The following is a 26,428-nucleotide window of genomic DNA, read 5'->3' as shown; positions in this document are numbered from 1 at the left end:
GACCCTGGCTGTACACTCCGTGACACCGCCCAGGGGAGTGCCCAAGGAAGGCCCCATCCAGGCGGATTGGGGCCTTCCGCATGTGCAGGTCGTCGACGAGACGTAGGTCACAGAAATTGGGGGGTAACCATTGCCCGGGGTCGGACGTCTAACCGGGTGGCAGCGGCCCCCGGCGGAGCCGCCGTCACCCGCCGAGTGCGTCTTTGGGGGACGCGCACGGAATAGCAACATCGGCAAATCGTGCCCGGGGAGCTTGAGCGGCCCTCCCGTCCGTACGTGCAGCCAGTAAGCACCCGGCCAGGATCCCGTGGGGGGAATCCGTGACCGGGAAACGGGAGCGCCCCGTCGACAGGCCCGTGGGGGGACCTGCTCGGCGGGGCGCTTTTCGTTCGGCCCCGCAGACCGGAATCTCCACCCAAAGCTCACGGAGTCGGATGTTCCGGATGACTCCCGTAAGAGTCGCGGGATGCCGGAGTCGAACGACCAGGAGTCACAGCATCTTCACGTTTCCCTCACTCGACTCCTGAGGGACTTCTTCCGGTTCATCGGCGGAGCCGGCGCAGCCCGAGGCTGGCTGCGACGAGGTCCTCCACGGAGACCGTGTTCGCGTCGGAGCGATCCTGGGTCCCCTGTGCCGTGGTGCCGGCCGTCGCGGGTGCCGCCTTGCGCGGTCAGGCGCGTCCGACGAGCTCGTAGCCGGCTTCGTCCACGGCTGCGCGGACGGCCTCGTCGTCGAGCTCCGCGGCGGAGGTCACGGTCACCTCGCCGGACGAGGCGACGGCCTTCACCGAGGTCACGCCCTCGATTTCGGAGATCTCCCCGGTGACTGCGCCCTCGCAGTGCCCGCAGGTCATGCCGGTGACCTTGTATGTGGTGACGGTGCTCATCCTCACTCCAGTTCCTTGGTCGTCCCGAGAGTTCGTTCCAGGCCGACACTATACCCCCCCTAGGTATATAGGAACGCCGCGGGAGCCCGGGCTGGGGCGCTCGGTGTGCTTGCCGCGGCCGGGGCGCGGGCAAAGAAGTGGCCCCGTCCGCCGTTCTCCCGGAACGGATCCGGGAGAACGGCGGACGGGGCCCTCGGGAAACGGTGTGCGCAGGCCGCAGCCTGCCGTCAGCGCCCTCCACGGTGGCCGGGGCGGCGTGCGACCCAGGCCCGGACCGTGTCCGCGTACCAGAACGGCTTGCCCCGCTCGACGAGATCGGGCGGTGGCAGCAGGCCGTGCTTGCGGTACGAGCGCACCGTGTCCGTCTGGACTCCGATGTGCGCGGCGATGTCCTTGTACGACCAGAGTCGTCGATCGGGCAACTCGGCACCTCCCACACGAGCCACGGTCGTGGCTGTCGATCATCAGGCTGTGTCCGGTGAACGACACCGAGTGACAGGCAGGGAGGGCCTGTTGAGGATCTGTGACGTACCGCCTGTGCAATGGTGACGCTCGTGACGCCCGTGACACGGCGGGTCCTGCGGTCCCCGGGCGCCGACGGGCCGCGCGGCGGCCGTCGTCAACTGCCCGGGGGGTGCGGTGAGATCAGGCTCCGCAGCCGCGCAGGAAGCGGCGGGTGCGTTCGGCGATCGGGAGCGGCCGGTCGGGCGGGCAGGGGTACATGTCCTGCTCGACGATGGCGAAGAGGTCGACGCCGAGCCCCTGGGCGGCGGCGAGCACCGGCTCCATCGCGGGTACGCCCAGCGGCGGTTCGCACATCACGCCCTGCCGTACGGCCGGCCCGAAGGGTGTGCCCTGCCGCACGACGTCGGCGAGGATCTCGGGGTCGACCTGCTTCAGGTGCAGATACCCGATCCGCTCGCCGTAGGTCTCGATCAGCTTGACGCTGTCGCCGCCGCAGTACGCGTAATGGCCGGTGTCGAGGCAGAGGTTGACCAGGTCCGGGTCGGTCGCGTCGAGGAAGCGTTCGACGTGCTCCTCGGTGTCGATGTGGGTGTCGGCGTGCGGGTGGACCATGATCTCCAGCCCGTACTGCTCCCGTACTTCGCGGGCCAGCCGTTCCGTGCCGCTCGCGAGGTGCCGCCACTGCTCGGGGGTCAGTTCGCGGGGTTCGATGAGTTCTGCGGTCTTGTCGTCGCGCCAGAACGAGGGGATGACGACGAGGTTTCCGGCGCCCATCGCCTGTGTGAGGGCGGCGACTTGGCTGACGTGCTCCCATGTCGCGTCCCACACCTCGGGGCCGCGGTGCAGCGAGGTGAAGACCGTGCCGGCCGAGACCTGCAGATTCCGGGACCGCACCTCGTCTCCCAGGCGGGCCGGGTCCGTGGGGAGGTAGCCGTAGGGGCCCAGCTCGATCCATTCGTAGCCGGCCTGTGCGACCTCGTCCAGGAAGCGCTGCCACGGCACCTGTTCGGGGTCCTCCGGAAACCAGACGCCCCACGAGTCGGGGGCCGAGCCGACCCGGATGCGGTCGAGGGAGGGATTCACGGAACTCACGGAAGGGCTCCTCGGTGTACGTGCGGGTGAGATCCCCGGGTGGCGCCGGGCACGGGGGCGAGCCAACTCGGTGGGCGGCGCCACTGTCAAGAGTTTGTTAGGACAACGTTTCATATGGACGTGCACGCCCGGGGTGAGCCCCGCAGTCACCGTAGCGGCTCACGGGAGAAGGACGTCAGTATGTAAGGACAAATTATTGACAGGCGTCGCGGGCAGCACTGACGATGAGGGGCCGACCGAGGAAGCGCCGGGGAGTGCGGGCGAGGACCGAGCGAGAAGGGGCGTTCATGGCAGCCACGGCACAGCCGCACGACGTCATCACGATGGGCCGCATCGGCGTCGACATCTATCCGCTGCAGACGGGTGTGCCGCTGCCGCAGGTCGAGACGTTCGGGAAGTTCCTCGGCGGTTCCGCCACCAACGTGGCCGTCGCCGCAGCCCGGCTCGGCCGCTCCAGCGCCGTCATCAGCCGCACAGGTAACGACCCCTTCGGTGAGTACTGCCATCAGGCGCTGCGCGGATTCGGCGTCGACGACCGCTGGGTGACGCCGGTGGCGCGGTACCCCACGCCTGTCACCTTCTGTGAGATCTTCCCGCCCGACGACTTCCCGCTGTACTTCTACCGGGAGCCCAAGGCGCCCGACCTCGAACTGCGTACGGAGCATCTGGACAGGGGCGCCGTCGAGAACGCGGGAATCTTCTGGGTGACCGGCACCGGCCTGTGCGCGGAACCCAGCCGGACCACCACCCTGGCCGCGCTCGAGATGCGGGCCGAGAGCGTCGAGTCGGGCGCTCCCGGCACACGCGCACGGACCGCCACCGTCTTCGACATGGACTGGCGGCCCATGTTCTGGGGGCGCGGGGAAGGCAGTACGGACACCGGCGGCGCACCGGAGCCGGGAGAGGTGATGGCCGAGGCCCGCCCGTACTACCGCCAGGCCCTCGCCCACGCCACCGTCGCCGTCGGCAACCTCGACGAGTGCGAAGTCGCCACCGGCACCCGCGAACCGCAGGCCTGCGCCGACGCCCTGCTGGAAGCCGGAGTCGAACTCGCCGTCGTCAAGCAGGGCCCCAGGGGCGTGCTCGCCGTGCACCGGGACGGCACCCGCGCCGAGGTGCCGCCCCACCCGGTCGAGGTCGTCAACGGGCTGGGCGCCGGGGACTCGTTCGGGGGTTCGCTCTGCCACGGCCTGCTCTCCGGCTGGGACCTCGGGTACGCGATGCGCTACGCCAACGCCGCCGGCGCCCTCGTCGCCTCCCGCCTCGCCTGCTCCACCGCGATGCCCACCGCCTCCGAGGTGGAGGACCTCCTGCGCGGCTGAACTCCCGCCGCCCGTACCCCCACCGACGCTCCTCCTCCCGTTGCGGAACGCCCCGGCCGTCCGTCCCGTGCGCGCCGGCCACGAAAGTGAGACTCCTTGAGCAGCATCAGCATCCGTGACCTCGCCGCCGTCCGGGCCGGCCACCCGGAGGCGATCGCGGAGGCTGCCGCCAGACGTGCCCGGCGCCCCCTGGTGGGCGACAGCGGCCGGCTGATGATCGTCGCCGCGGACCATCCGGCGCGCGGCGCCCTCGGCACGGGCGGCAGCAAGCTCGCCATGGCCAACAGGGCCGAGCTGCTGGAGCGGCTGACGCTGGCGCTGTCCCGGCCCGGAGTGGACGGCGTACTGGCGACCGCCGACATCCTGGAGGACCTGCTGCTGCTGGGCGCCCTGGAGAGCAAGATCGTCATGGGGTCCATGAACCGCGGCGGTCTCCACGGCGCGAGCTTCGAACTGGACGACCGTTTCACCGGATACCGGGCGCAGGACATCGAACGGCTCCGATTCGACGCGGGCAAGGCGCTGCTGCGCATCGATTACGACGACCCCGGTTCGCTCTCCACCCTGGTCGCCACTGCGCGGGCAGCCGACGAGATGGCTGAACGGCGCCTGCCCGTCTTCGTCGAGCCGTTCATCTCACGACGCGTCGAGGGCGCCGTGACCAACGATTTGAGTGCCGAAGCGATCATCCGTTCCATCGCCATCGCCTCGGGGCTCGGCGGTACGTCCGCGTACAGCTGGCTGAAGCTGCCCGTTGCCGAGAACCCCGACGACATGGCCCGGGTGTGCGAGACCTCCACACTGCCGGTCGTCCTGCTCGGCGGGGAGACGAACGGCGACCAGGAGGGCGCGTACGACAAGTGGCGCACGGCGCTGCGCCTCCCGACCGTGCGGGGGCTGGTCGTCGGACGGTCCCTGCTCTACCCGGCGGACGGCGACGTGGCCGCTGCCGTGGACACCGCCGTGGGGCTCCTCTGAACGGCGGTGGGCCGCGGCCGGCGCGGTGCGTGAGCCGGTTCCGTCCGCGGGTCCGAAGTTTCCGGAGCGGCAGAGAGTCGAGGATGACGAACATGACTGGCAGCACTGACGGGAAGCCCGCAGCGGCGGAGCATCCGGACCCCGACGGCCCCGCGGACGGCGCACCGCACGGCACGGCCGGCAGCGGCCTGCACCTGCGGGCGGGCAGCACAGCCGCCGGACCGTACGCCCTGGACGTGGACCCCGGACGGGCCGGCTGGGGCTACTCCTCGCTGCGCGTGCTGGAGCTGGACCCCGGCGGCTCGCACGAGTTCGACGCCGGGGACAGCGAATGGATCGTGCTCCCGCTCAGCGGCGGCTGCACCGTCTCCACCGAGGGCGTCACGTTCTCCCTGCACGGCCGCGGCAGCGTCTTCGAGGGCGTCAGCGACTTCGCCTACGTACCGCGGGACGCGAAGGCGACAGTGGCGAGCGAAGCCGGGGGGCGGTTCGCGCTCACCGGCGCCCGCTGCACCCGCCGTCTGCCGGCGCGCTACGGCCCGGCGTCCGGGGTGCCCGTCGAACTGCGCGGCAGCGGCAACTGCTCGCGGCAGGTCAACAACTTCGCCGCGGCCGGCGTCTTCGAGGCGGATCAGCTGATCGCCGTGGAGGTGCTCACACCGGGTGGCAACTGGTCCTCGTACCCGCCGCACAAGCACGACGAGCACCGGCCGGGCGTGGAGAGCGAACTGGAGGAGATCTACTACTTCGAGATCGCCCCCCACCGCACCGACGGGGACGCGATTCCCGGGCTGGGATACCAGCGCGTCTCGCCCTCGGGGCCGGGCAGTTCCACGGACGTACTGGCCGAGGTGCGCGACGGAGACGCCGTGCTGATCCCGGACGGCTGGCACGGGCCGTCGATGGCCGCCCCCGGGCACGACATGTACTACCTGAACGTGATGGCCGGTCCGGGGCTGGAGCGTGCGTGGCTTATCTGCGACCATCCAGATCACGCCTGGATCCGAGGCAGCTGGGAGCACCAGCCTGTCGATCCAAGGCTGCCGCTCTACGAAGCGCCGACAGTGGAAGGGGAGGGCAGCAAGTGAGCTCAGCAGAGTCCAGGACGGGCGCCCGGCGAGCGACGCTGCGTCTGACCGTCGCTCAGGCCCTCGTCCGCTTCCTGGCCGTCCAGTACACCGAACGCGACGGCCGGCGCCACCGTCTCGTCGACGCCTGCTGGGGCATCTTCGGCCACGGGAACGTCGCGGGGATCGGCCAGGCGCTGCTGGAGAGCGGCCAGGGGGACGACGCCCCGCTCCGCTTCCTCCAGGGCCGCAACGAGCAGGCCATGGTGCATGCCGCAGTCGGCTACGCCCGTCAGCGGAACCGTCTCTCGGCCCACGCCGTCACCACCTCGATCGGTCCCGGCGCCACCAACCTGGTCACCGGCGCGGCCCTCGCCACCATCAACCGCATCCCGGTGCTGCTGCTGCCCGGCGACACCTTCGCCACGCGCACCGCCGACCCCGTGCTCCAGCAGCTCGAAGTGCCCTGGGCGGGCGACGTCTCCGTCAACGACGCCCTGCGTCCCGTGTCCCGGTACTTCGACCGCGTACACCGTCCGGAAGCGCTCGTCCCGGCGGCGCTCCAGGCCATGCGCGTGCTCGCCGACCCCGCCGAGACGGGCGCTGTCACACTCGCGCTGCCCCAGGACGTACAGGCGGAGGCGTACGACTGGCCGGAGGAGTTCTTCGCCGAACGCGTCTGGCACGTACGCCGCCACGCCCCGGAGGCCGCCGAAGTCGCCGCGGCCGCCGCAGCCGTGCTCGACGCACGGCGGCCGCTGATCATCGCCGGCGGCGGTGTGCACCACAGCGAGGCCGAGGACGCCCTGCGGGCGCTGGCCGACGCCACCGGCATCCCCGTGGGCAGCACGCAGGCGGGCAAGGGATCACTGCGCCACGACCATCCCTGCGACGTGGGAGGCATCGGGCACACCGGGACGGCCGCCGCGAACGAACTGGCGCGTACCGCGGACCTCGTCATCGGAGTCGGCACCCGCTACAGCGACTTCACCACCGCCTCCAGCACGCTCTTCGCCGAACCCGGCGTCCGCTTCCTCAACATCAACGTCACCGCCTTCGACGCCCACAAGATGGCCGGGCGTACCCTCGTCGCCGACGCGCGGGCCGGGCTGGAGGCGCTGACGGGCGCGCTGCTCGGCCACCGCGTCACCACCGCGTACGAGGAGGAGTACGCGCGGGCCAAGGCGGACTGGGAACGCGTCGTGGACTCGGCGTACGCCGCGAAGGACGAAGGCGTACGGCCCACCCAGGCCCAGGTGCTGGGAGCGCTGGACTCGGTGGTGGGCGACGACGACGTCGTCGTCAACGCCGCGGGCTCCCTCCCCGGTGACCTGCACAAGCTGTGGAGGGCCCGTTCACCGCGCCAGTACCACCTGGAGTACGGCTACTCCTGCATGGGCTACGAGATTCCCGGCTCCATCGGTGTGCGCCTCGCCGCCCCGGAGACACCGGTGTGGGCGCTCGTCGGCGACGGGACGTATCTGATGCTGCCCACCGAACTGGTCACGGCCGTACAGGAAGGCGTCAACATCAACGTGGTGCTGCTGCAGAACCACGGCTACGCCTCGATCGGCGGCCTGTCGGAGCTGACCGGCGCCGAACGCTTCGGCACCGCTTACCGCTACCGCGCCGCGGACGGCGGCTACACGGGTGAGCCGCTGCCCGTCGATCTTGCCGCCAACGCCGCCTCGCTGGGCATGGACGTCATCCGTGCGGAGAACCTCGGCGAACTCCGCACCGGGCTCGCACAGGCCCGGGCGTCCGGCCGGCCGACCTGCGTGTACGTCGAGACGGACACCGGCCCGGCGGCGCCGGCGGCTCCCGGCCCGTCGGCCTGGTGGGACGTGGTCGTCGCCGAGACCTCCGGACGTCCGGCGGCGCGCAAGGCACGTGAGGAGTACGAACGCCACGTCTCGGCCAGGCGCCGACACCTGTGAGCGCCCCCGCCCGGTCGTCGGGCACCGGCCCCGCCCCGCCCCGCACCTCTCCCGCTTCCTCAGCGCCCCGGACTCGCAACTCCCTGAAGAAAGGCCCCACTTCATGAAGACCCTCGGACACTGGATCGGCGGCAAGAGCGTCGAGTCCGACTCCGGCAACGTCGGACCCGTCTACAACCCGGCCACCGGCGCCCAGCCGACGCGCGTCGCCCTCGCCTCCGCCGAGGAGGTCGACGCCGCAGTGGACGCCGCGCGGCGCGCGTACGAGGACTGGTCGCAGAGCTCGCTCGCCAAGCGCACGGCGTTCCTCTTCAAGTACCGCGAACTGCTCGACGCGCACCGCGACGAGATCGCCGCACTGATCACGTCCGAGCACGGCAAGGTGCACTCCGACGCGCTGGGCGAGGTGGCCCGTGGCATGGAGATCCTCGAACTGGCCTGCGGCATCCCGGAAAAGCTCAAGGGTGAGCTGTCCACACAGGTCTCCACCCGCGTGGACGTCGCGTCCATCCGCCAGCCGCTCGGTGTCGTCGCGGGCATCACGCCGTTCAACTTCCCCGCCATGGTGCCGATGTGGATGTTCCCGCTCGCCGTCGCCTGCGGCAACACCTTCGTGCTCAAGCCGAGCGAGAAGGACCCGTCGGCGCCGTACCGGCTGGCCGAACTCGCCGCGGAGGCAGGGCTGCCGGACGGTGTACTCAACGTCGTCAACGGCGACAAGGTCGCTGTGGACCGTCTCCTGTCGCACCCCGACGTCGCGGCCGTCAGCTTCGTCGGCTCGACACCGATCGCGAAGTACATCCAGTCGGAGGCCGTCGCGCACGGCAAGCGGGTGCAGGCGCTCGGCGGCGCCAAGAACCACATGCTCGTACTCCCCGACGCCGACCTGGACTTCGCCGCCGACAACGCCATCAACGCCGCGTACGGGTCGGCGGGCGAGCGCTGCATGGCCGTCTCCGTGGTCGTCGCCGTCGGTGACACCGGCGACGAACTCGTGGCGAAGATCGCCGACCGCGCGAAGAAGCTGCGCATCGGTCCCGGCGACGACCCGTCCTCCGAGATGGGCCCGCTGATCACCCGCGAACACCGCGACAAGGTGGCCTCCTACGTGGACGGCGCCCGCGGCCAGGGCGCCGAGGTCGTCGTCGACGGCACCGGCTACACCGTCGAGGACCACCCCGAGTGCGCGGACGGCTTCTTCCTCGGCGTATCGCTCCTCGACAAGGTCTCCCCGGACATGGACGCCTACCGCGACGAGATCTTCGGCCCGGTGCTGTGCGTGGTGCGCGCCGAGACCTACGAGGAGGGCGTCGGCCTCATCAACAGCAGCCGCTGGGGCAACGGCACCGCCGTCTTCACCCGCGACGGCGGCGCCGCCCGCCGCTTCCAACTGGAGGTCGAGGCGGGGATGGTGGGCGTCAACGTGCCCATTCCGGTGCCCGTCGGCCACCACTCCTTCGGCGGCTGGAAGGACTCCCTCTTCGGGGACCTGCACATCTACGGCAACGACGGCATCGCCTTCTACACCCGCGGCAAGGTCATCACGACCCGCTGGCCCGACCCGGCGGAGAGCGGCGGCATCAACCTGGGCTTCCCGACGTCGTCGTAAGGCTTCGGCGCCCGTCGGCGCCGCCCCGCCCGGACGTTGCGGGCGGGGCGGCGCTGTCCTCAACTCCGGTCGTACGCACAGCTGTTGAGGCTGTTATCTTCCGGCTGTGACCCAGCCGGACTACCTGAGCGGCATTCGGACGTTCTACGACGCCGTGGCCGTCGACTACGCCGCACGCTTCCACGACGAGCTCGACGCGAAGCCGCTGGACCGTTCCCTGCTCGCCGGTTTCGCGGAACTCGTACGGAACGCCGGCGGAGGCCCCGTCGCCGATCTCGGATGCGGGCCGGGCCGGGTGACCGCGCACCTGCACAGGCTCGGGCTGAGCGTCCACGGGGTCGACCTGTCGCCCGGAATGGTCGCACTCGCCCGCCGGACCCACCCGGAACTCCGGTTCGAAGAGGGCACCATGACGGACCTGAACCGGCGGGACGGCACACTCGGCGGAATAGTGACCTGGCACTCGATCATCCACACCCCGGACGACCGGCTGCCGGAGCTCTTCGCGGAATTCCACCGCGTGCTCGTGACGGGCGGTCACGCGCTGTTCGCCTTCCAGATCGGCGACGGCCCCATCTACCTGGACCGCCCGCTCGGTCACCCCGTCTCCCTCGACTTCCACCGGCGGAAGCCGGACTTCGTCGCCGAGCTGCTGGCGGAGGCCGGACTGCCCGTCCAGGCCCGGCTGTTGCGCGAGCCCGACGACCGTGGCATGGAGACGACGCCGCAGGCGTTCCTGCTGGCACGCAAGCAGTAGGGCGCGGCGGCGAGTCCTGCCGGCGTGCGTTCTCCGCGCGCCCGCAACGCCCGGCACAGAGCGACGGCGCGACGGGCCGGGCGGTCGGCGACCGATGATTCCCCGAGGCGGTCCGGGTCGTTCTTGCGACGGCACACTCCGGAGGGAAGCGATGAGCGAGCTGTACGACGTCCTGGCGGATCACGTGGGCCCGGGACGGGCAACGGGAGCGGTGGGCCTCGTGGCCCGTGGCGGGCGGACGGAGGTGCAGGCGGTGGGCTTCACCGACGCTGCCGGCACCACCCCGATGACCAGGGACTCGATCTTCCGCATCGCGTCGCTGACGAAGCCCGTCGTGGCGGCCGCGGTCATGCTGCTGGTGGAGGAGGGCAGATTCGCGCTGGAGGACCCGGTCGCGGAGTGGCTTCCGGAGCTGGCGAACCCGGTCGTCGTGCGCAGGCCGTCCGGTCCCGCCGACGACGTGGTACCGGCGTCCCGGCCGATCACCGTCTTCGACCTGCTCACGTTCCGCGCCGGGTACGGTTTTCCGTCCGACTTCGAAGTGCCCGCCGTCGAGCTGCTGTTCAGCGAACTGGACATGGCCCCGCTGCAACCCCAGGTCGCCGCCCCGCCGGACGAGTGGATGGCGAAGCTCTCCCGCGTCCCGCTCCTGCATCAGCCGGGTGAGGGCTGGCTCTACCACGTCTGCTCCGACATCCAGGGCGTCCTCGTCGCCCGTGCGTCGGGCACGCCGCTGCAGGACTTCCTCGCCGAGCGGCTGTTCGAGCCGCTCGGCATGGTGGACACCGGGTTCGCGGTACCGGCCGGCGAACTCCACCGGTTCACCAGCTTCTACCGGCAGGGCGTGGACGGAACCGAGTTGGCCGACCCGCCCGAAGGGGAGTGGAGCAGGTTGCCCGCTTTCCCGTCCGGTGGCGGCGGGCTGGTGTCCACCGTCGACGACTGGCACTCCTTCGCCCGCATGCTGCTCGCCGAGGGTGTCGCCGAGGGGGAGGCCGGCGGCCGTCGGGTGCTGTCGCCGGAGTCGGTGCGGCAGATGACCACCGACCACCTGACCGGGGCACAGCGGTCGCTGTTCCTGGAGGGCCAGGGCTGGGGTTTCGGCGGCTCGGTCGATGTGGAGCGGACCGACCCCTGGAACGTGCCGGGCCGCTACGGCTGGGTCGGCGGTACCGGTACGGCGGGGCACATCGTCCCGTCCACCGGCGACGTCACGATCCTCTTCACCCAGTTCCAGATGACCGGACCGACCACGCCCGAACCGATGCGGGACTTCTGGCGGTACGCGGCCGGGGCATGAGTCGAACGCTGCCGCCCGCTCCCCGGTCCGGACGGGACGGATCGCGGTGCCTCCCGACCGCCGAGTGACGGCACCGTGGAGCTCGGCCACGGCATCGTCCCCTCCCGGCGGGGCGGCGCCGGACGCCGCCGCCCCGTCCCTCCCCGGCTCCGGCAGCCGCCCCGGACGTCAGTCCGTCACCGGCCAGTTGAGCTCGGTGCGCAGGTCGTCCGGGTCCATGTCCGGTGAGGGCTCGGTGAGATAGCACTCCCACAGGTCCTCTCCCGGCGTCAGTCCCTGCTCGCGGATCCAGGCACCGAGCCGCCCCCACGAAGCGCCCAGCCCGTCGAACGGGCCGAGGTGGAGCAGGCGGGCGACGCGTGCCGCGGGGAGCGAACCGGCGGCCACATCGCCCCGGGGCTTGACGGGGCGGTCCGTCACGAAGCCGACCTCCAGGTCGGCCGTCTCCCCCGGGGCTCCGTGGTAGAGCGCGAACGCGGGCCCCTGGACGGCGACTTGCTGAACCGATACGGCGGCGGCCAGCTCGCGGAACGAGTCGTCGAAGAAGTTCCGCAGCTCTGCCGTGGGAACCACACCACGGACGACGGCGGTCGTCGCCTGCTCGACGGTGACGAGTTCGGGCTGCCGGACTCCGGGCCCGGGGCCGGTCTCGGGTGCGCTGCCGGTCATCGTTCTCTCCTCATGTGGAAGTGCGAGTGGGTAAGGGCTCGGACGCAGGCACGCGCTCGGGCTCATGCCCCAGAGGCCGACCGTCCGGTCGCACGAAACTCATCGGCAACAGCGGGGTTCCGGCAGGGTGCCATGTCGGGCGCCCCGACAGGGGGCCGGGAGAGCGGTGTTGAGAGGGGGCGTCCACTGCGCGGGGGCGGCGGACCGCCCCCCTCCGACCTCGGCCGTCCCCGTATCCTCGAGCGCATGAAGGCCCTGCCCTGGATCCGAGCGATCGGCGAGACCGCCCGGGCGGGACTGTCGGTCGAGCGCACCGCGATCCACCCGCTCATCGCGCTCCGCGGAGCGGTCGGCGTAGGCATCGTCGTCGGGCTGACGCTGTGGGCGGGGTCGCCCGAGCTGGCCGTCTCCTCCGCCTTCGGGGCCTTCTCCTCCGGCGTGGCCACGTTCCAGCGGAGCTGGCGGCCTCGTCCCGTGCTGGCCCTGTCCGCGGCGGCGGGGCTGGCCCTCTCCACGTTCGTGGGGTTTCTGGCCGCCGGGCAGCCTCCCGCGTTCGTACTGCTGCTCGGCGTATGGGCGTTCATGGCCGGCATGGCGTGGGGGGTGGGGCCGACGGCGGGCGTCGTGGCCGCGTCGACGGTCGCGGTCATGCTCGTCACCGTCACCCTGCCCACCACGCTGCTCGGCGCGCTCGTGCACGCGGCGCTCATCGCGGCCGGCGGGTGCGTGCAGGCGGCGCTGATCGTGCTGTTCCCGGTACGGCGCTGGGGCGAGCGGCGTGACGCGCTCGCCGACGCACTGGCCGGTGTCGCCGACTACGCGCGCCGCCTGCGGCACGATCCCAGCGCCCCCTTCGACCCCGAACCGCTGATGAAGGCCAGGAGCGCCGCCGCCGTCACCCCGCGCCAGGCGCGGCGCCGCCCGCGCCAGTTGGGCGGGTACCGGGGCCTCGCCGAGCGGTTCCGGCCGGTGCTGGCCTCGCTCGCCGACCCGTACCTGGGGGCACCCATGGTGGGGCGGGAGCGCGAGCGGGTACGGGAGTTGCTCTCGGCGGCGGCGACCGTACTGGACGCGACGGCACGCGCCATCCGGCGGGGCGAGCGCGTGCGCATCCCGGAGGACGCCCTCGAAGTGCTGCAAGTCCCGGAGACGGGACCGGTGTTGAACGGGCCCGCGCGGAAAGCCGGCATGCGGCTGATCGCCCTGACCGAGGACGCCGTGGACGCGGCGGAGGAACCCGTCGAGATCACCCGCTCCATCCCGCTCGTCCCGCGTGCGACCTGGCACATGCCCGTGCGTTCCGACAGCGCCGAGGACGCCGACGTCTACGCGGACCCCGAAGCGGAGGAGGAGCGCCGCGGCGTACGCCGGCCACGGCACTTGAACCAGCCGTCCCTGGCCGCGCTCGTGCCTCTCGCGCTCCGCATCTTCCGGCGTGAACTGCGCTGGTCGTCGCCGGTGTGCCGGCACGCCGTCCGCGTCGGGGCAGTCGTGGCCCTCGGCTACCTGATCGGCAAGTCCCTGCCTCCCGAGCACGGTTACTGGGTCCCGCTCACCGCCGTGATGGTGCTGCGCCCGGACTTCTCCCGTACGTACGAGCGCGGAGTGGCCCGCCTCGTGGGGACGCTGTTCGGGGTGGCCGTCGCCGGCACGGTGACGGCCCTTGTCCACCCGTCGCCCGCTCTGAGCGCGGCCCTGGCCGTGGTGAGCATCGGCCTCATGTATCTGCTGATGCGCACCGGTTACGCCATCACCTCCGCCTGCATCGGCGCGTACGTCGTGTTCCTGCTCGGGGTCGCCGGATCGACGTGGTCGCAGACCGTGCTGGAGCGCATCTGGCTGACGGCGGTCGGCGGCGCGCTGGCCATGCTGAGCTACGCCGTCTTCCCGGCGTGGCAGACGCCGCTGCTGCGGGACCGGCTCGCCGACTGGCTCTCGGCGACGGTGAGTTACACCGTCGCCGTGCTGGAGTGCTTCGCCGACCCGCGGAGGGCCGCTCCCGGTCCTGCGGGCACCCCCGCGCCGGAGCACCCGGACCGCAAGGTGCGCGACGCTCTGCTGGACACCCGGGCCGCACGCCTGGAATGGGACGAGACCGCTGCCCGCGCGGGCGCGGAACCCGTACGCCACCGGGGCCGGCTCTCGCGGCGTTCCGCCTCCGACGCACAGGCAGCGCTGGTCACCGGGGGCCGTGTCACCATGCTGCTGGAGGCGCACCTGCCCGAGAGGGATGCCGAACCCAGCGCCGGAGCAGCGGAGTTCGCCGAGGCGCTGAGGGAGACGTTGCCGGCGGCGGACAAGGCCGTCCGCGAGAACGAGCCGCCGGACTGGGGCCCCGTCCACGCCGCGGTGTCGCACTGGTGGGAGCTGGAGGCGGACCGGCCCTCGCCCTCGGTCGCCCTGCGCAGTGCCGATCTGATGGCGGACGCCCTCGAAGACCTCGCGGAGGCGGTGGCCCCGAGGTGACCTGACCGCGGGGTGAGCCCTTGGCCTGCGGGACGGAACCTTCCTCCGGGACGGAGAACCGGGCCGCGTACAGGCGGAGTTCAGGGGCGGAGGGGAGCCGGAGCTCGGTGGCCGGGCCCGACGGCTGACGCTGCCGACGGTCCGCCCCGCGCCGCCCGCGTCACATCTCGGCTCGCAGACGGGCGTACCGCACCAGCGTGTCCCGGCCGGAGCGTACTCGGACCTCCACGGTCATGGCCTCCGCCAAGGGCCGCCAGCGGACGTCCAGTTCGTCGTCGTGCACCGCTTCGCCCAGTCGTCCGGCGACCGCACGCCCCAGCTGTGAGGCGGAGACCGGGTCCAGCCGGGGTGTGGTGACGGCCCGTCGCCCGTCCGGCAGTGCCACGACGGCGGACCAGGGGCGGCGTTCCGGGCCGACCACCCCGAGCAGTTGCGCGTCGAGCGTGTCGCTGGTGCGCATCTTGCGCCACGCGGCCCGCCGGTCGCCGGGCCGGTAGGCGGAGTCCCAGCGTTTGGAGACGATGCCTTCGACGCCCCGGGGTCTCAGTTCGCTCGTCCATGCGCGGGCCTGCTCGGCGTCGTCGGTGGAGAGCACCATCTGGATCTCCGGGCCCGCCTGTTCGACGACGTCGCGCAGCCGCGGCCACCGCGTCCGCAGCGGGGTGGGGCGCAGATCGGTACAGGGCACGGCGAGCAGGTCGAAGGCGACGAGAATCGCCCCGGGCGCCCCCGGACGCGGGCGTCTGGCCAGGCCACGGGACTGCAGGGCCTCGAAGTCGAACCGCTGATGCTCCGCGCTCCAGACGACCGCTTCACCGTCGATGACGGTGCCCACGTCCAACTCGGCCGCGGCCTCGGCCAGTTCCGGAAACTGCGGGGTCACGTCCCGCTTGCTGCGGGAGTGGACGCGTACACCCTCCTCGGTGACCGCGACGGCGACGCGCCATCCGTCGAGCTTGACGGAGTGGTGCCAGCCCGGACCGCCGGGGATCGTCTCGACCGCAATCGGCCGCATCAGCTCCACCGGCAACCGCACCACGAGCGCACCACTCACAGCGGTCAGCTTCGGGGGCGGCGCTGCCGCGCCACCGCGACCACGCCGCAGCCCGGCGCGTACGCCACCGGGGTGGCCGAGCCGCGGGCCGGCGCCCGGGCGGCGATGAATCGTGACCTCCTCGGCGGTCCGTACCACCATGACCAGTGACGACGAGACACACATCAGAGCGCTGATCGAGCGCTGGGCCGAGGCCGTGCACGAGGGCGACATGGAGGCCGTGCTGGCCGACCACTCCGACGACATCGTGATGTTCGACGTCCCACCGCCCGAGGAGGGCGTGGTGGGCATCGACCGCTACCGGGAGACGTGGCCCCCGTTCTTCATGTGGCAGGCGCAGGGAGCCTCGTTCGAGATCGTCTCCCTCGACGTGACGGCGGGGGAGGACGTCGCCTTCGCGCACGCCCTGCTGCGCTGCGGCACGGAGAAGGATCTGCACGAGCACCCCGAGGGCCGGCTGCGTCTGACGATCGGGCTGCGCAAGGAGCACGGGCGCTGGCTCGTGTCGCACGAGCACCACTCCTTCCCGGACAGGAGCTGAGACCGATGGGCAGGATCGTGGTCGCGATGTCGGTGTCGCTCGACGGATTCATGGCGGGACCGGACGGCGAACTCGACTGGCACCTGGTCGACGACGAACTGCACCGTCACTTCAACGACGAGCTCAGGGGCATGAGCGCCTTCCTCGACGGGCGTGTGTCGTACGAGCTGATGGCCGGCTTCTGGCCCACCGCCGACGCCGACCCCGCAAGCACCGAGCCGGAGAAGGACTTCGCCGGCATCTGGCGGGACATGCCGAAGATCGTCTTCTCCCGGACGCTGGATCCCGCCGGGCTCGGCTGGAACACGACGCTCCGCCGTTCCGTCGACGTCGAGGAGATCCTGGCGCTCAAGGCCCGGCCGGGCGGCGACATGGCACTGGGCGGCGCCACTCTCGCGGCGGTCTTCAGGGAGCACGACTTGATCGACGAATACCGCCTCTACGTCCATCCGGTTCTGCTCGGCAGGGGCAGGGCCCTCTTCCGCCCGGACGACGCCAGGGCCGGACTGCGGCTTGCCGGGACACGGACCCTCCGCAACGGCGTCGTCCTGCTGCGGCACGAGCGCAGCTAGGGCACGTCGGCCGCCACCGGGGCGTGACGGCCGACGGCTCACGGCGCCCGGCCGTATCGGGGCGCGGCCGCACCGGGGCGCGTCCGGCTCCGTGCCGGCGGGCCCGCCGCTGCTACTTCCGGTGCTCCCGCCCGTCCAGGAGGAACCGGCGCAGGATCAGGCGCAGCATGGGGAGTTGCTCGGACGGGGTGAACGACGGGTCGGTCGCGGCGCTGGTGTAGAGCGACGCGATGAGGGCCATGACCCAGGACGCGGCGTGATCCGGGTCCAGGCCGGGGTCGGTGCGCCCGGCCGCCGACGCCTTCCTGAGCACGGAGGCGATCGCGGCGTGCTCGGCGGCGCTGTCCCTGCTCAGCAGCTCTTCGAGCTCGGAGTCGCGGTACGCCTGGACCATGGCTTCCATGACCAGGGGAGGGGCCAGCGGTTCGGTCGCCGGTACGGCCAGCAGATCCACGATCTCCAGGAGTCCCTCCCACGGGTCGTCGCGGGACCGGGCCTCCTCCAGACGCCGGGCCTTCTCCTCTCCGTCCTCCTCGAAAACGGCGTGGAAGATCGCGCGCTTGTTGCGGAAGTAGTGGAAGAGGTTGCCCGAGCTCATGCCCGCGGCCCTGCAGATCTCGGCGGTGGTGGTCCGCTCGAAGCCCTTGGCGGCGAACAGGGCGGCGGCGGCGTCCACGATGTGCCGGCGCCGCGCCCGGAACCTGGCTGGGTCGACAGTTCTCAAGGCGTCCCTCACTGCGGCGGTCTCCGGTGCCCTGCACTACGGGCAGGCCCGGCAAGCATAGAGCCGCATTAATAGACCGCGTGCTCGGTTTATGATTCCATGCGTGGTCCGGGCCCGTCCGGCCCGGCCGGTCCCGTCTCTTCACCTGGAGCCCTGATGAACGCGCCTACCGCGTCCCCGACCCCGGCGCTCCCCGGGGCCGGACCGCCGGACGGGCGCGGGACGCGCCGCGGGCGATGGGCCTGCGCGTGGGCGCTCCTGCTGCTCTCCCCGGTCTGTGCCGAGTACCTGATCGGCTACGACGTCTCCGTCGGCCGCCCCCTCCAGCTCCTGGCCGGGCTGCTGATACTGGGCCCGCTCTACGGCGCTGTCGCCGTCCTGATCCGCGAGGTCACCCGGCGGTGCGGGCGGGGCTGGCCGACGATCGTCCTGCTGGGTGCCGCGTTCGGGCTCGTACAGGCGGGGCTGATCGACCAGAGCCTGTTCCATCTGGAGTTCGACCCCGACGACCCCGACTGGGCGACCGAGAGCCCCCGGACCCCCGTTCCCGGCCTCGGCATCGATGCGAAGAACCTGCTGAACTGGGTCGGCGGCCATGTCGTCTGGAGCTTCGCCGCACCCATCGCCGTGGTCGAGTCCTGCGCCCCCAGGACGGCCGACAGGCCGTGGCTGGGGAAGGCCGGCCTCTCCGTGATGGTGCTGCTCTACCTGGCAGCCGCGGCCGTCATCTACAGCGACGTGGACGGCCCCGGCGCGACCCCTTCGGAGATGACCGGGACCGCCGCTGTCGTACTCGTGCTGATCGCCGCGGCGTTCGCGTTCCCGCGTCGCGGCTCCGGGCGGCCCGGGACGCCGGTGCGCCTGCTCGCGTCAGTGCCCGTGCCGGTGCCCGCGCCCTGGCTGGTGGGCGCGGGTGCGCTGGCGGTGTTCGCCACCGACCAGATGCTGCCCATGTCGTGGACGGCCGTCGCGGTCGACGTCCTCGTGCTGTCGCTCCTCGCCGGGTATCTGCTGCTCGCGTCCGGTGATGCCTCCTGGCGTCGCGCGCACGTACTGGCGGTCGCCGGTGCGGCTCTCCTCGTACGGGCAGGGCTGTCCTTCTTCGTCGAGCCGCTCGGCGACCCGTCCTACGCGGTCAAGTACGCGGTGAACACGGCGCTCACCCTCGGCGTGCTCGGCCTGCTCGCCTGGGCCGGGCGACGGGTGCGGAGGGACGAGGCGCTGCCGGGCGCCTCTTAGTCCTGCTCGGAATTCCCGCCGCCGGGCCGGCCGTCCCGGCGCCCGCGCTGCTCGGCGGAGCCGTGGGCCTCCGCCTCCTCACGGGCCCGTTCCGCTTCCTCGCGTGCACGTTCCGCCGCCCGCCGGGCGGCCTCCGCGGGGCGGCGCACGGGGTCTTCGGGCTGGTCGATGTCCGGGACCGTGTCCTTGTCCTCGTCCCGGGTCTCCTCCTCCCACAGCGCCCGGTACTTCGCGTCGCGCAGCTTCAGCAGTACGCAAGCCGCGATGGCCGCCAGCAGCGAACCGATGAGCACGGCGGCTTTCACGTGCTCCGTCACCGCGTCCTGGGTGAACGCGAGTTCGGCGATCAGCAGAGAGACGGTGAACCCGATTCCCGCGAGCATCGAGATGCCGAAGACGTCCGACCAGGACAGCGCCGGGTCGAGCCGGGCACGGGTGAACCGGGCGGCGAGGTAGGTACCGCCGAAGACGCCGACGAGCTTGCCGAGGAACAGTCCCAGTACGACGCCGAGGGGCTCGGGGTCGCGGAAGACGTCGGCGAGCGCGGGACCGGATATGGCGACCCCGGCGGCGAAGAGAGCGAAGACCGGCACGGCGAAGCCCGCGGAGAGCGGACGCAGCCGGTGCTCGATCTCCTCGGCGGGGGAAGCGGGTTCGTCGTCCGCCACGGATGTGCCGCCGGCGTCCGGGGTCTGCGAGGACTCCCCGGCTTCGGCGGCGCCGGGCGTTCCGGTGCTGCCGGACGTACGGGCGCCCCCGCGGGGACGGCAGCTGAGCAGCATGCCCATGGCCACGCCCGAGATGGTGGCGTGCACTCCGCTGTTGTACATCAGGCCCCAGATGACGAGCGCCAGCGGTACGTACACGTACCAGCCGCGCACGCGCAGGTTGACGTGCAGTACCCGGAAGAGCACGAGGCCCGCCAACGCGCCTGCCAGGGCCGCCCAGTTGAGGGTGGAGGTGAAGAAGAGGGCGATGACGACGATGGCGCCCAGGTCGTCGACGATGGCGAGGGTCAGCAGGAACGCCCGGATGCCGGCCGGCAGATGGGTGCCGATGACGGCCAGGACGCCCAGCGCGAAGGCGATGTCGGTGGCCATCGGCACGGCCCAGCCGCTCAGCCGCCCGCCGCCGGCCAGGTTCGTGGCGAGGTAGAAGAGCGCCGGGACGGCCATGCCCGACAGCGCGGCGACCACGGGCAGCGCGGCGGCGGCCGGATTGCGCAGCTCCCCTGTGACCAGTTCCCTCTTCAGCTCGATGCCGGCGACGAAGAAGAAGAGCGTGAGGACGCCGTCGGAAGCCCAGTGCTCCACGGACAGGTCGAGGCCGAGCGCGGGGATGCCGAAGTGGAAGGAGCGTACGGCCTCGTAGGAGTCGCTCAGCGGTGTGTTCGCCCAGATCAGTGCCACGAGCGCCGCGGCCAGCAGCACCATGCCGCCGACGGTCTCGGTGCGCAGCGCCTCGGTCAGCCAACGGCGTTCCCGCGCGGAGGGACGGGAGAAGAGCGGGGCAGTGCGGGGGCGGGAGCTGTCCGGCATCTGTGCGTCTCCGGGGTCGGGAGCGGCGTAGACGCTCGTAAGCGCCGCCGACCAGACTTCCCGGCACACCCTCGCACGTCGATCTTGACGTGGTACGGACACCGTACCCTCCCCTCCTGTTCTCGTCATCTGATGCTTCTCGCGCAGCTCGCATACGCTGTGGCCGCAGCTCAGGAGACGTACGGACACTGGCCGTGAGGCGGAGCGGGGAGTGGGAGCGATGGCCGGCATCGGACCAGAAGGAGAGCCCGGGGGACGGGCGAACCAGTCCGGCGGGTCCGGCGCGGGCACCGGGGCTGCCGCCGACGGCGGGGACGGCCGCGAGGACGAGGACTTCGTCGGCGACTACCCGCGGCTGCTGGCCGAGGTGTCGCAGACGGGGCGGCTGCTGCGCAGGGACGAGCTGGACGGCTTCCGCGCCCTGGGCGAGAGGGCCGCCGAGCGGGGCCTGCACCTGCGCGAGCTCGTCGGCCTCTACCTGGGACAGACGCGCCGGCTGTGGGGGGAGCTGCCGGGTGTCGCCCGCGCGGGCACGGCCGGGGAGCGTGCCCGGACGGGCGATGCGCTCCTCGGCGCGGTCGAGGCGGCGGTGAGCGCGCTCGGCGAAGGGCACGAGCACGCCCAGCGGCTCGCGATGCGGCAGGAGGAGAACGAGCGGCGGGAGTTCGTCGACGACCTGCTCTACGGGCGCAGCGACATGGGACGGCTGGCGGAGCGGGCCCAGCGTTTCGGGCTGCGGCTCGCGGGCGTCCACGCGGTGGCGGTGGCGGCCGGTTCCGAGAGGTACGACGACGTGCACCGCACTGTCCGGCGTATCGAGCGGGAGCTGCTGGGCCGCTTCGGAGCGCGGGATGTGCTGCTGGCCACCAAGGACGGGCGCCTGGTGTGCATCGCCTCCAGCAACGACCGTGACGTGCTCGACCACTTCGCGAAACTCGCCGAGCATCCGGGCGCCGGGTATCCGGCGGCGGAGAGGGTCGCGGTCGGCCGGGAGCACTCGGGTGCGGGCGGCGTGGTGCGCAGTTACGAGGAGGCTCTGGGCACGCTCGAACTCGCAGGCCAACTGGGCCTCGAAGGCGTGCGGTTGAGCGCTTCGGAGCTGCTGGTCTTCCCGGTGCTGCTGCGGGACCGCGCGGCGATGGCCGACCTGGTCGGGACGGTGCTGGGGCCGTTGACGAAGGCGCGGGGCGGTGCGGCGCCCCTGCTGGAGACGCTCTCTGTCTGCGCGGCGGCGGGCTACGTCAACGCCGAGGCGGCACGTCGGCTGGGACTGAGCGTCCGCACGCTCTCCTACCGGCTGGAGCGCATCCGCACCCTGACGGGTTATTCGCCCGCCGAACCGCTGCAGCGCTTCACTCTGGAGGCGGCGGTCATGGGCGCGCGCCTGCTGGGGTGGCCCGAGAACGAACTGTGACGGGCCGTCGCGTCTGCGGTTCCCGCGCGGGGAGCCCGGCACGGTCCGGCCACTGCTGGTCCGCCTGCCGACGTGTACGGAACCGGGCGCTGCCGACGTGCGCCCCGGACATCAACCGGCGTTGAAAATTGCCGGGTTCTGGCAATGTGCGCTTGCACTCACCAGTGTCACGATGTGCGTGCGCCGCAACCGGCCGGGAAGGCCGGGAGGACGGGCGGAGCCGTATCGCTCTCCCCCCTCCCGGCCGGCGGCCGGGCTCCGGGCCACGGGCTTCGTGCTGGTGGGACGGGGTGAGCCGATGCCCTCGACGGGGGTGAGGGCATCGGCTCCGGCGCGTCGACGGGGTGCGCGGGGAGGGGGTGTGCGGCCCGGGGGACGGTGCGGGGGTGCCGTGTGAGCCACTGGCTCTGGCGGTCGCCGGTTTCCGGGTCGGCGCACTTGTGTCGTCCGGTCCGCCGAGGTTCCCGGGGGGTGAATCTCTGCGGGCCGGACGCACGGAGGGCCCGGAGGAGTCCGGCAGCAGCCGGACGCGCCGCGGCCCGCGCTCTCGGGGGAATGAGCGCGGGCCGCGGCCGTACCGGAGCGCAGCACGGGGCTGCGCGCGTCGCAGGGGTGCGGCCTCAGCCGACCTGCAGCTTCTGACCCGGAAGGATCAGGTCGACGTCGCCGCCGATGACGGACTCGTTGTCCTCGTACAGCTGCTTCAGGCCGACGCCGTGGGAGGACGCGATGGAAGCCAGGGTGTCCCCGGGCTTCACGGTGTAGCCGCCCTCGCCGGCTCCCTGTGTCTCGTGGTTCGGCTCGCTCTGCTGCGAGCCGGAGTCCGTACCGGAGTCCTGGCCGTCGCCGCTGCCGGGGTCGACCTCGGCGGGAGCGCCGCCGGAGGTCAGGCCGCCCTCGCCCGCGCAGGCCCAGGCGCCCGGACCCTGCTGGTCGAGCAGCTTCTCGGCGGTGGCGATCTGTTGTTCCTTGCTCGCCTGGTCGGCGCGTGGCGCGTACTGCGTACCGCCGGCGGCCTGCCAGCTCGATGCGGAGAACTGCAGGCCGCCGTAGTAGCCGTTGCCGGTGTTCGCCTGCCAGTCGCCGCTGGATTCGCACTCGGCGACCTTCTCCCAGGTGCCGACGGAGGCGGCCTGCGCGCCGGGCGCGGTCACCATAGGGAGGGCGACAGCGGCACCGGCGACACCGGTGAGGACGGCGAGGCGTGCGGCCTTGACGGGCCCACGGTCACGGCCCTTGCCGGAGAACAGCATGGTGAAAGTTCCTAACGATCGCGGTGTCCGCCACAGGGTTCGTGGCGAACGTTCGAGCGGTGGCGACCGTAAGCACACGTGACCGGAGGGGCAAAACCGTCAAGAGTGATCCATCAGTTGACGGAAGCTGTCAAGAACCACCATCTGTGCAGGTCAACTTGAGAGGTGCGAAGCGGACAATCGGACGTCGGTGGGGCGCACCGGAGAGAAGGGTCACACTGTCCGCAAGTCGTGTGCGCGATATGGGAGTTGTCCGGGCGCGGTCGGCCAAGGGGCCGAGGAGCCGGCGTGTGCGCCGTGGTTCTCGCGGGTGCAGCGGCCCGCGTGCTCAGCCCGCTCTTTCGCGGACGACGCGGGCGATGTCGAGCCGCTGCACAGCCCGTACGGCCGGGATCTGTGACAGCAGCGAAGCGCCCGCCACCGCGAGACCGGCCCCCGTCGCGAGGGGCCACCCGATCTCCAGTTCCAGCGACAGCATGTCGCTGTTGAAGGAGTTCAGGAACTGCCACGCCGCGGCGAACCCCGCGGCGAGGCCGACCGGCACCGCCAGCAGCGTGGCGGCCAGGTTCTCGGCGGCGAGCAGTGCGGCGATGCGGCGCAAGGACACGCCCGAGGCGCGGAGTGTGGCCAACTCGGCCGTACGTTCGGCGATGTTGACGGTCATCGTCACGTAGACGACGGTCAGTGCCAGCACTCCGCCGAGGAGCAGCATCACGCCCACGAACACCCAGAACAGCGCCATGTAGCGGTCGATCTGCCGCTCCACGGCCTGGGAATCGGCGTAGGCGACGACGCCCTCGACCGCTGTGGCGGCCTGACGGACCCGGTCCGGGTCGGGCGCGTCCGCACCCGGAGCGAAGCGCAGCGCGTATCCGTTGGCCGGTGTGCCCGTCGCCTCCTCGACGGTGGCCCGCGTGGCGTAGAGCGCCGAGCCCATCGGTTCGTCGACGAGTCCGGCGAGCCGCACCTGCTTCTTCCGGCCGTCGGCGGCGCGCAGGACGACGCGGTCGCCGGGCGAGAGGTGCAGTCGGTCCGCGAGGCCCTTCCCCGCCAGGACGCCGCCGTCCGCGGGCAGCCGGCGCTCCCCGCCGCCCGGCGTACGGAATCCGTGCATCCCCGTTCCAGGGCTGTATCCCGTCAGCGAAGTGCTGTACGAGCCGTCGCCGCCCCCGGCCGTGACCTGGACGGTCGTCACGGACTCGACAGCCTCCACCCCGTCGATGCCGCGCAGCGCCCGCCGCGGGTCCGGTGCGCGCGGGTCCGCGGTGACGGTGGCGTCCTCACGCTGCACTTCGCCGAACTGCACGTCCATGGCAGCCTTCATGCTGCCGGCCATGCCGGCCGAGGTGAGCACGAGCACGAGCGCCAGCACGCTGCCCAGCATCGTCGCGAGAGTGCGACGCCGGCTGCGGCCCAGTTCGCGCAGGGAGAGCCGGAGCGTCAGCGGCAGCAGGCGGGCACGCGCCAGCGCCCTGTCCCACCGCCCCGGTTGCCGCAGCGAGCCGCCGTCACCGCGCATGGCCTCGGCAGGGGCGGTCCTCGTCGTGGCCCATGCCGGGGCCGCGCCGCCCACCAGCCCGACGAGCACTCCGAAGAGCGCGCCCGTCACCATCACACCCGGACGGTGCTCGACCAGCGTGTAGGGAATCCCGATCTCGGCGGTGTAGGCGTGCGTCATCGCCGTCGTCGCCGCTGCGCCCAGCGCGACGCCCAGCACGGCGCCGCCCGTGCCGGCGAGCACGCCGTGCCCGAGGTAGTGCCGTGCCACGGTCGTCCGCGGCACCCCGGCGGCGAGGAACGTGGCGATCACCTTCCGCTCGGCGAGCACCAGGCGGGTGATCAGGACGTACGCGGCGACGGCTGCCGCGGCGAGGAACAACACCGGGAAGGCGACGGAGAGTTGGGAGAACCCCTTGAGGTCCTCGTTGAGGGCCGAGTGGGAGGGGTGTTCCGAGCGGGGCTGCACCTCGGAGGCTCCGGCGGCGCGCATCCGCTCCGCGACACGCTCCTCGGCGCCGCCCCCGCCGTCACGGGCGCCGGCGGTCAGACGTACCAGGGTCTGACTCGTCATGGAAGCGCCGCCCGCGAGCTTCCGCAGGGACGGCTGGGGCGCGAAGACCACGGCGAAGCTGTGCGGGTCGCCCACCACTTGCTGACGGCTCAGGGCCGGCCAGAGGTACTCGGGCGAGTCGGCCACGCCCCGAACGGTCACCGTGTGCCAGCGCTCACCGTCGAAGATCTCCGAAGAGTCGCCGGGGGCGAGGCCGAAGGTCTCCGCGGTGTGCCGCTCGATCAGGACGCCGTGGTCGTCGCCGCGCCTCGGGTAGTGCCCCGCGATCACGTCGACCTTGTTGACGGCCGGCTGCGCACCGGGCGGCAACCCGGCGACACGGCCGAGCAGTTCATCGTCCCCGAAGCGCACCGGCGCCCGTCCCTGGGTGCGGGTGGCGACGTCCGACACACCGTGTTCCGCGCGTGCCGCGGCGGCGACTTCCGACGGGTCGCCGCCGGAGGCCGTCAGGTCCGCGAAGTGCATGCGGGAGTAGGTGTGTTCGTAGCTGGAGCCGAGGTTGCGGTAGGCGTCGTAGCCGGCGACGAAGAGCATCACGCCGATCAGCACGGTCACCCCTACGGCGGCGAACTGCGGCAGCCGGCGCCGAAGATCACGCCTGGTCTTCGTCAGCAGGATCCGGTTCACGGCGGCTCACCACTCCACAGCGGCGACGTCGGCGGGGGCGGCGTCGACCTCGACCGATTCCACCCGGCCGTCCCGCATGGTCACCACGCGGTGGGCGATCTGCGCGATGGCGGCGTTGTGCGTGACCATCAGCACGCCCCTGCCCTCCCGGTTGGTCTGCTGGAGCAGCCGCAGGACCGACTTGCCCGTGGCGACGTCGAGTGCTCCCGTGGGCTCGTCGGCGAGCAGCAGATCGGGGTCGGTGGCAAGGGCGCGGGCTATCGCGACGCGCTGCTGCTGACCGCCGGAGAGCTGCGCGGGGAAGGAGTCGAGCCGGTCGCCGAGCCCGACGGACTCCAGCAGCCCCACCGCCTCCCGGCGTTCGCCGCGGCCGGTGAGTTCGACCATGACCTCGACGTTCTCGCGGGCCGTCAGAGTGGGTACGAGGTTGAAGAACTGGAAGACGAATCCGATGTGTTCACGCCGGAAACCGGCCAGTTCGCGGGGGCGGCGCCCCGTCAGTTCCACCCCCGAGACCTCGGCGGAACCGCCGTCCGGCGCTTCGATCCCACCGAGGACGTTCAGCAGTGTCGTCTTCCCCGAGCCGCTCGGGCCGAGCACGACGACCAGTTCTCCGGGCTCGACGTGCAGATCGACCCCTCGCAGGGCGTGGACGGCGGCCTCACCGGCTCCGTAGGTCTTGGTCACGCCGCGGAGCCGGACGCCCCCGCGGGCAGCCGGCGCGGCGGCAGCTCCGGCGGCTGCTCCGGCAGCGGCTCTGACCGTGCCGGCCGGGTTCGCGACGGCGTCGCCGCCGGTCGGGGTCGTACGTGCCACGGGTACCTCCTCGGATGGATGTGGTGCGGG

General features: G+C 72.1%; 22 protein-coding genes. 12 read left to right on the top strand and 10 right to left on the bottom strand.

Annotated elements, in window-relative coordinates:
- Positions 1-671: 671 nt before the first annotated feature.
- The 3 genes from ACFPA8_RS04620 to ACFPA8_RS04610 all read right to left on the bottom strand — a co-directional run bounded on the left by ACFPA8_RS04620 (position 672) and on the right by ACFPA8_RS04610 (position 2,435).
- Positions 672-887 (bottom strand): heavy-metal-associated domain-containing protein, encoded by a 216-nt coding sequence (locus tag ACFPA8_RS04620; RefSeq protein WP_386442598.1) that lies wholly within the window; start codon positions 885-887, stop codon positions 672-674.
- Between the two features lie 227 nt (positions 888-1,114).
- Positions 1,115-1,309 carry a helix-turn-helix transcriptional regulator gene (locus ACFPA8_RS04615; protein ID WP_028431906.1) on the bottom strand — a complete coding sequence of 65 codons (195 nt, stop codon included), beginning with the start codon at positions 1,307-1,309 and terminating at the stop codon, positions 1,115-1,117.
- 223 nt (positions 1,310-1,532) lie between these two features.
- Complete coding sequence (locus tag ACFPA8_RS04610) at positions 1,533-2,435, bottom strand: sugar phosphate isomerase/epimerase family protein (protein ID WP_386442841.1); 903 nt, start codon at positions 2,433-2,435, stop codon at positions 1,533-1,535.
- A 296-nt stretch (positions 2,436-2,731) separates the two neighbouring features.
- Here ACFPA8_RS04610 and iolC point away from each other — a divergent pair, with 296 nt between their 5' ends.
- The 7 genes from iolC (at position 2,732) to ACFPA8_RS04575 (ending at position 11,414) form a co-directional block, all read left to right on the top strand.
- Complete coding sequence (iolC, locus tag ACFPA8_RS04605) at positions 2,732-3,766, top strand: 5-dehydro-2-deoxygluconokinase (RefSeq protein WP_386442595.1); 1,035 nt, start codon at positions 2,732-2,734, stop codon at positions 3,764-3,766.
- Positions 3,767-3,862: 96 nt separating this feature from the next.
- Positions 3,863-4,744: a Cgl0159 family (beta/alpha)8-fold protein gene (locus ACFPA8_RS04600; protein WP_386442593.1), complete on the top strand. Its 882-nt coding sequence runs from the start codon at positions 3,863-3,865 to the stop codon at positions 4,742-4,744.
- 92 nt (positions 4,745-4,836) lie between these two features.
- The gene (gene iolB, locus ACFPA8_RS04595) at positions 4,837-5,832 is read left to right on the top strand and encodes a 5-deoxy-glucuronate isomerase (protein WP_386442590.1); all 996 of its coding nucleotides are present in this window, start codon (positions 4,837-4,839) and stop codon (positions 5,830-5,832) included.
- Entirely contained in the window at positions 5,829-7,748 is a 1,920-nt protein-coding gene (gene iolD, locus ACFPA8_RS04590; RefSeq protein WP_386442587.1) for a 3D-(3,5/4)-trihydroxycyclohexane-1,2-dione acylhydrolase (decyclizing), read from the top strand. Before iolB ends, iolD begins: the two co-directional genes overlap by 4 nt.
- A 103-nt stretch (positions 7,749-7,851) precedes the next feature.
- Positions 7,852-9,357: a CoA-acylating methylmalonate-semialdehyde dehydrogenase gene (locus ACFPA8_RS04585; RefSeq protein ID WP_386442584.1), complete on the top strand. Its 1,506-nt coding sequence runs from the start codon at positions 7,852-7,854 to the stop codon at positions 9,355-9,357.
- 106 nt (positions 9,358-9,463) lie between these two features.
- On the top strand, positions 9,464-10,114 hold the full coding sequence (locus tag ACFPA8_RS04580) for a class I SAM-dependent DNA methyltransferase (protein WP_386442581.1): 651 nt from the start codon (positions 9,464-9,466) through the stop codon (positions 10,112-10,114).
- A 151-nt stretch (positions 10,115-10,265) separates the two neighbouring features.
- Positions 10,266-11,414, top strand: coding sequence for a serine hydrolase domain-containing protein (locus tag ACFPA8_RS04575; RefSeq protein WP_386442579.1), 1,149 nt, complete (start codon positions 10,266-10,268; stop codon positions 11,412-11,414).
- 168 nt (positions 11,415-11,582) lie between these two features.
- Here the strand turns inward: ACFPA8_RS04575 and ACFPA8_RS04570 are convergent, their stop codons facing one another.
- Complete coding sequence (locus tag ACFPA8_RS04570; protein ID WP_386442578.1) at positions 11,583-12,083, bottom strand: GyrI-like domain-containing protein; 501 nt, start codon at positions 12,081-12,083, stop codon at positions 11,583-11,585.
- Between the two features lie 246 nt (positions 12,084-12,329).
- Between ACFPA8_RS04570 and ACFPA8_RS04565 the strand changes: the two genes are divergently transcribed.
- Positions 12,330-14,549 (top strand): FUSC family protein, encoded by a 2,220-nt coding sequence (locus ACFPA8_RS04565; protein ID WP_386442575.1) that lies wholly within the window; start codon positions 12,330-12,332, stop codon positions 14,547-14,549.
- A 160-nt stretch (positions 14,550-14,709) separates the two neighbouring features.
- Here ACFPA8_RS04565 and ACFPA8_RS04560 read toward each other — a convergent pair whose 3' ends face one another.
- The gene (locus tag ACFPA8_RS04560; RefSeq protein ID WP_386442573.1) at positions 14,710-15,744 is read right to left on the bottom strand and encodes an ATP-dependent DNA ligase; all 1,035 of its coding nucleotides are present in this window, start codon (positions 15,742-15,744) and stop codon (positions 14,710-14,712) included.
- Between ACFPA8_RS04560 and ACFPA8_RS04555 the strand changes: the two genes are divergently transcribed.
- Both ACFPA8_RS04555 and ACFPA8_RS04550 read left to right on the top strand, forming a co-directional pair.
- Positions 15,743-16,144 carry a nuclear transport factor 2 family protein gene (locus ACFPA8_RS04555; RefSeq protein WP_386442570.1) on the top strand — a complete coding sequence of 134 codons (402 nt, stop codon included), beginning with the start codon at positions 15,743-15,745 and terminating at the stop codon, positions 16,142-16,144. The two genes, ACFPA8_RS04560 and ACFPA8_RS04555, sit on opposite strands and share 2 nt — an antisense overlap.
- A gap of 5 nt (positions 16,145-16,149) precedes the next feature.
- Positions 16,150-16,716 carry a dihydrofolate reductase family protein gene (locus ACFPA8_RS04550; RefSeq protein WP_386442567.1) on the top strand — a complete coding sequence of 189 codons (567 nt, stop codon included), beginning with the start codon at positions 16,150-16,152 and terminating at the stop codon, positions 16,714-16,716.
- Positions 16,717-16,828: 112 nt separating this feature from the next.
- Here ACFPA8_RS04550 and ACFPA8_RS04545 read toward each other — a convergent pair whose 3' ends face one another.
- Positions 16,829-17,440 (bottom strand): TetR/AcrR family transcriptional regulator, encoded by a 612-nt coding sequence (locus ACFPA8_RS04545; RefSeq protein ID WP_386442564.1) that lies wholly within the window; start codon positions 17,438-17,440, stop codon positions 16,829-16,831.
- 156 nt (positions 17,441-17,596) lie between these two features.
- On the opposite strand from ACFPA8_RS04545, the gene ACFPA8_RS04540 reads away from it, so the two are divergent.
- A complete protein-coding gene (locus ACFPA8_RS04540; protein ID WP_386442561.1) occupies positions 17,597-18,679 on the top strand; it encodes a hypothetical protein in 1,083 nt (360 codons plus the stop codon).
- Here the strand turns inward: ACFPA8_RS04540 and nhaA are convergent.
- Entirely contained in the window at positions 18,676-20,217 is a 1,542-nt protein-coding gene (gene nhaA / locus ACFPA8_RS04535) for a Na+/H+ antiporter NhaA (RefSeq protein ID WP_386442559.1), read from the bottom strand. The two genes, ACFPA8_RS04540 and nhaA, sit on opposite strands and share 4 nt — an antisense overlap.
- A gap of 220 nt (positions 20,218-20,437) precedes the next feature.
- On the opposite strand from nhaA, the gene ACFPA8_RS04530 reads away from it, so the two are divergent.
- Positions 20,438-21,631 carry a PucR family transcriptional regulator gene (locus ACFPA8_RS04530; protein WP_386442557.1) on the top strand — a complete coding sequence of 398 codons (1,194 nt, stop codon included), beginning with the start codon at positions 20,438-20,440 and terminating at the stop codon, positions 21,629-21,631.
- Positions 21,632-22,251: 620 nt separating this feature from the next.
- On the opposite strand, the gene ACFPA8_RS04525 is transcribed toward ACFPA8_RS04530, so the two are convergent.
- The 3 genes from ACFPA8_RS04525 to ACFPA8_RS04515 all read right to left on the bottom strand — a co-directional run bounded on the left by ACFPA8_RS04525 (position 22,252) and on the right by ACFPA8_RS04515 (position 26,398).
- Positions 22,252-22,884, bottom strand: coding sequence for a LysM peptidoglycan-binding domain-containing protein (locus ACFPA8_RS04525; RefSeq protein ID WP_386442555.1), 633 nt, complete (start codon positions 22,882-22,884; stop codon positions 22,252-22,254).
- Positions 22,885-23,212: 328 nt separating this feature from the next.
- Entirely contained in the window at positions 23,213-25,582 is a 2,370-nt protein-coding gene (locus ACFPA8_RS04520) for an ABC transporter permease (protein WP_386442552.1), read from the bottom strand.
- Between the two features lie 6 nt (positions 25,583-25,588).
- The gene (locus ACFPA8_RS04515; RefSeq protein WP_386442550.1) at positions 25,589-26,398 is read right to left on the bottom strand and encodes an ABC transporter ATP-binding protein; all 810 of its coding nucleotides are present in this window, start codon (positions 26,396-26,398) and stop codon (positions 25,589-25,591) included.
- Between the last annotated feature and the right edge of the window lie 30 nt (positions 26,399-26,428).

Origin of the sequence: Streptomyces ovatisporus, assembly GCF_042653885.1 — a bacterium.
GTDB classification, from domain to species: domain Bacteria; phylum Actinomycetota; class Actinomycetes; order Streptomycetales; family Streptomycetaceae; genus Streptomyces; species Streptomyces ovatisporus.
The sequence above is the reverse complement of the archived record's forward strand: the minus strand, read 5'-3'. Positions and strand labels throughout refer to the sequence as shown.

Excerpts from the sequence above, each read along its gene's own strand:
- ACFPA8_RS04565 (WP_386442575.1), top strand. The coding sequence starts at position 12,330 with ATGAAGGCCCTGCCCTGGATCCGAGCGATCGGCGAGACCGCCCGGGCG.
- iolC (WP_386442595.1), top strand. The coding sequence starts at position 2,732 with ATGGCAGCCACGGCACAGCCGCACGACGTCATCACGATGGGCCGCATC.
- ACFPA8_RS04620 (WP_386442598.1), bottom strand. The coding sequence starts at position 887 with ATGAGCACCGTCACCACATACAAGGTCACCGGCATGACCTGCGGGCAC.
- ACFPA8_RS04555 (WP_386442570.1), top strand. The coding sequence starts at position 15,743 with ATGACCAGTGACGACGAGACACACATCAGAGCGCTGATCGAGCGCTGG.
- ACFPA8_RS04570 (WP_386442578.1), bottom strand. The coding sequence starts at position 12,083 with ATGACCGGCAGCGCACCCGAGACCGGCCCCGGGCCCGGAGTCCGGCAG.
- ACFPA8_RS04550 (WP_386442567.1), top strand. The coding sequence starts at position 16,150 with ATGGGCAGGATCGTGGTCGCGATGTCGGTGTCGCTCGACGGATTCATG.
- ACFPA8_RS04560 (WP_386442573.1), bottom strand. The coding sequence starts at position 15,744 with ATGGTGGTACGGACCGCCGAGGAGGTCACGATTCATCGCCGCCCGGGC.
- ACFPA8_RS04530 (WP_386442557.1), top strand. The coding sequence starts at position 20,438 with ATGGCCGGCATCGGACCAGAAGGAGAGCCCGGGGGACGGGCGAACCAG.
- nhaA (WP_386442559.1), bottom strand. The coding sequence starts at position 20,217 with ATGCCGGACAGCTCCCGCCCCCGCACTGCCCCGCTCTTCTCCCGTCCC.
- ACFPA8_RS04575 (WP_386442579.1), top strand. The coding sequence starts at position 10,266 with ATGAGCGAGCTGTACGACGTCCTGGCGGATCACGTGGGCCCGGGACGG.
- ACFPA8_RS04540 (WP_386442561.1), top strand. The coding sequence starts at position 17,597 with ATGAACGCGCCTACCGCGTCCCCGACCCCGGCGCTCCCCGGGGCCGGA.
- iolB (WP_386442590.1), top strand. The coding sequence starts at position 4,837 with ATGACTGGCAGCACTGACGGGAAGCCCGCAGCGGCGGAGCATCCGGAC.
- ACFPA8_RS04585 (WP_386442584.1), top strand. The coding sequence starts at position 7,852 with ATGAAGACCCTCGGACACTGGATCGGCGGCAAGAGCGTCGAGTCCGAC.
- ACFPA8_RS04525 (WP_386442555.1), bottom strand. The coding sequence starts at position 22,884 with ATGCTGTTCTCCGGCAAGGGCCGTGACCGTGGGCCCGTCAAGGCCGCA.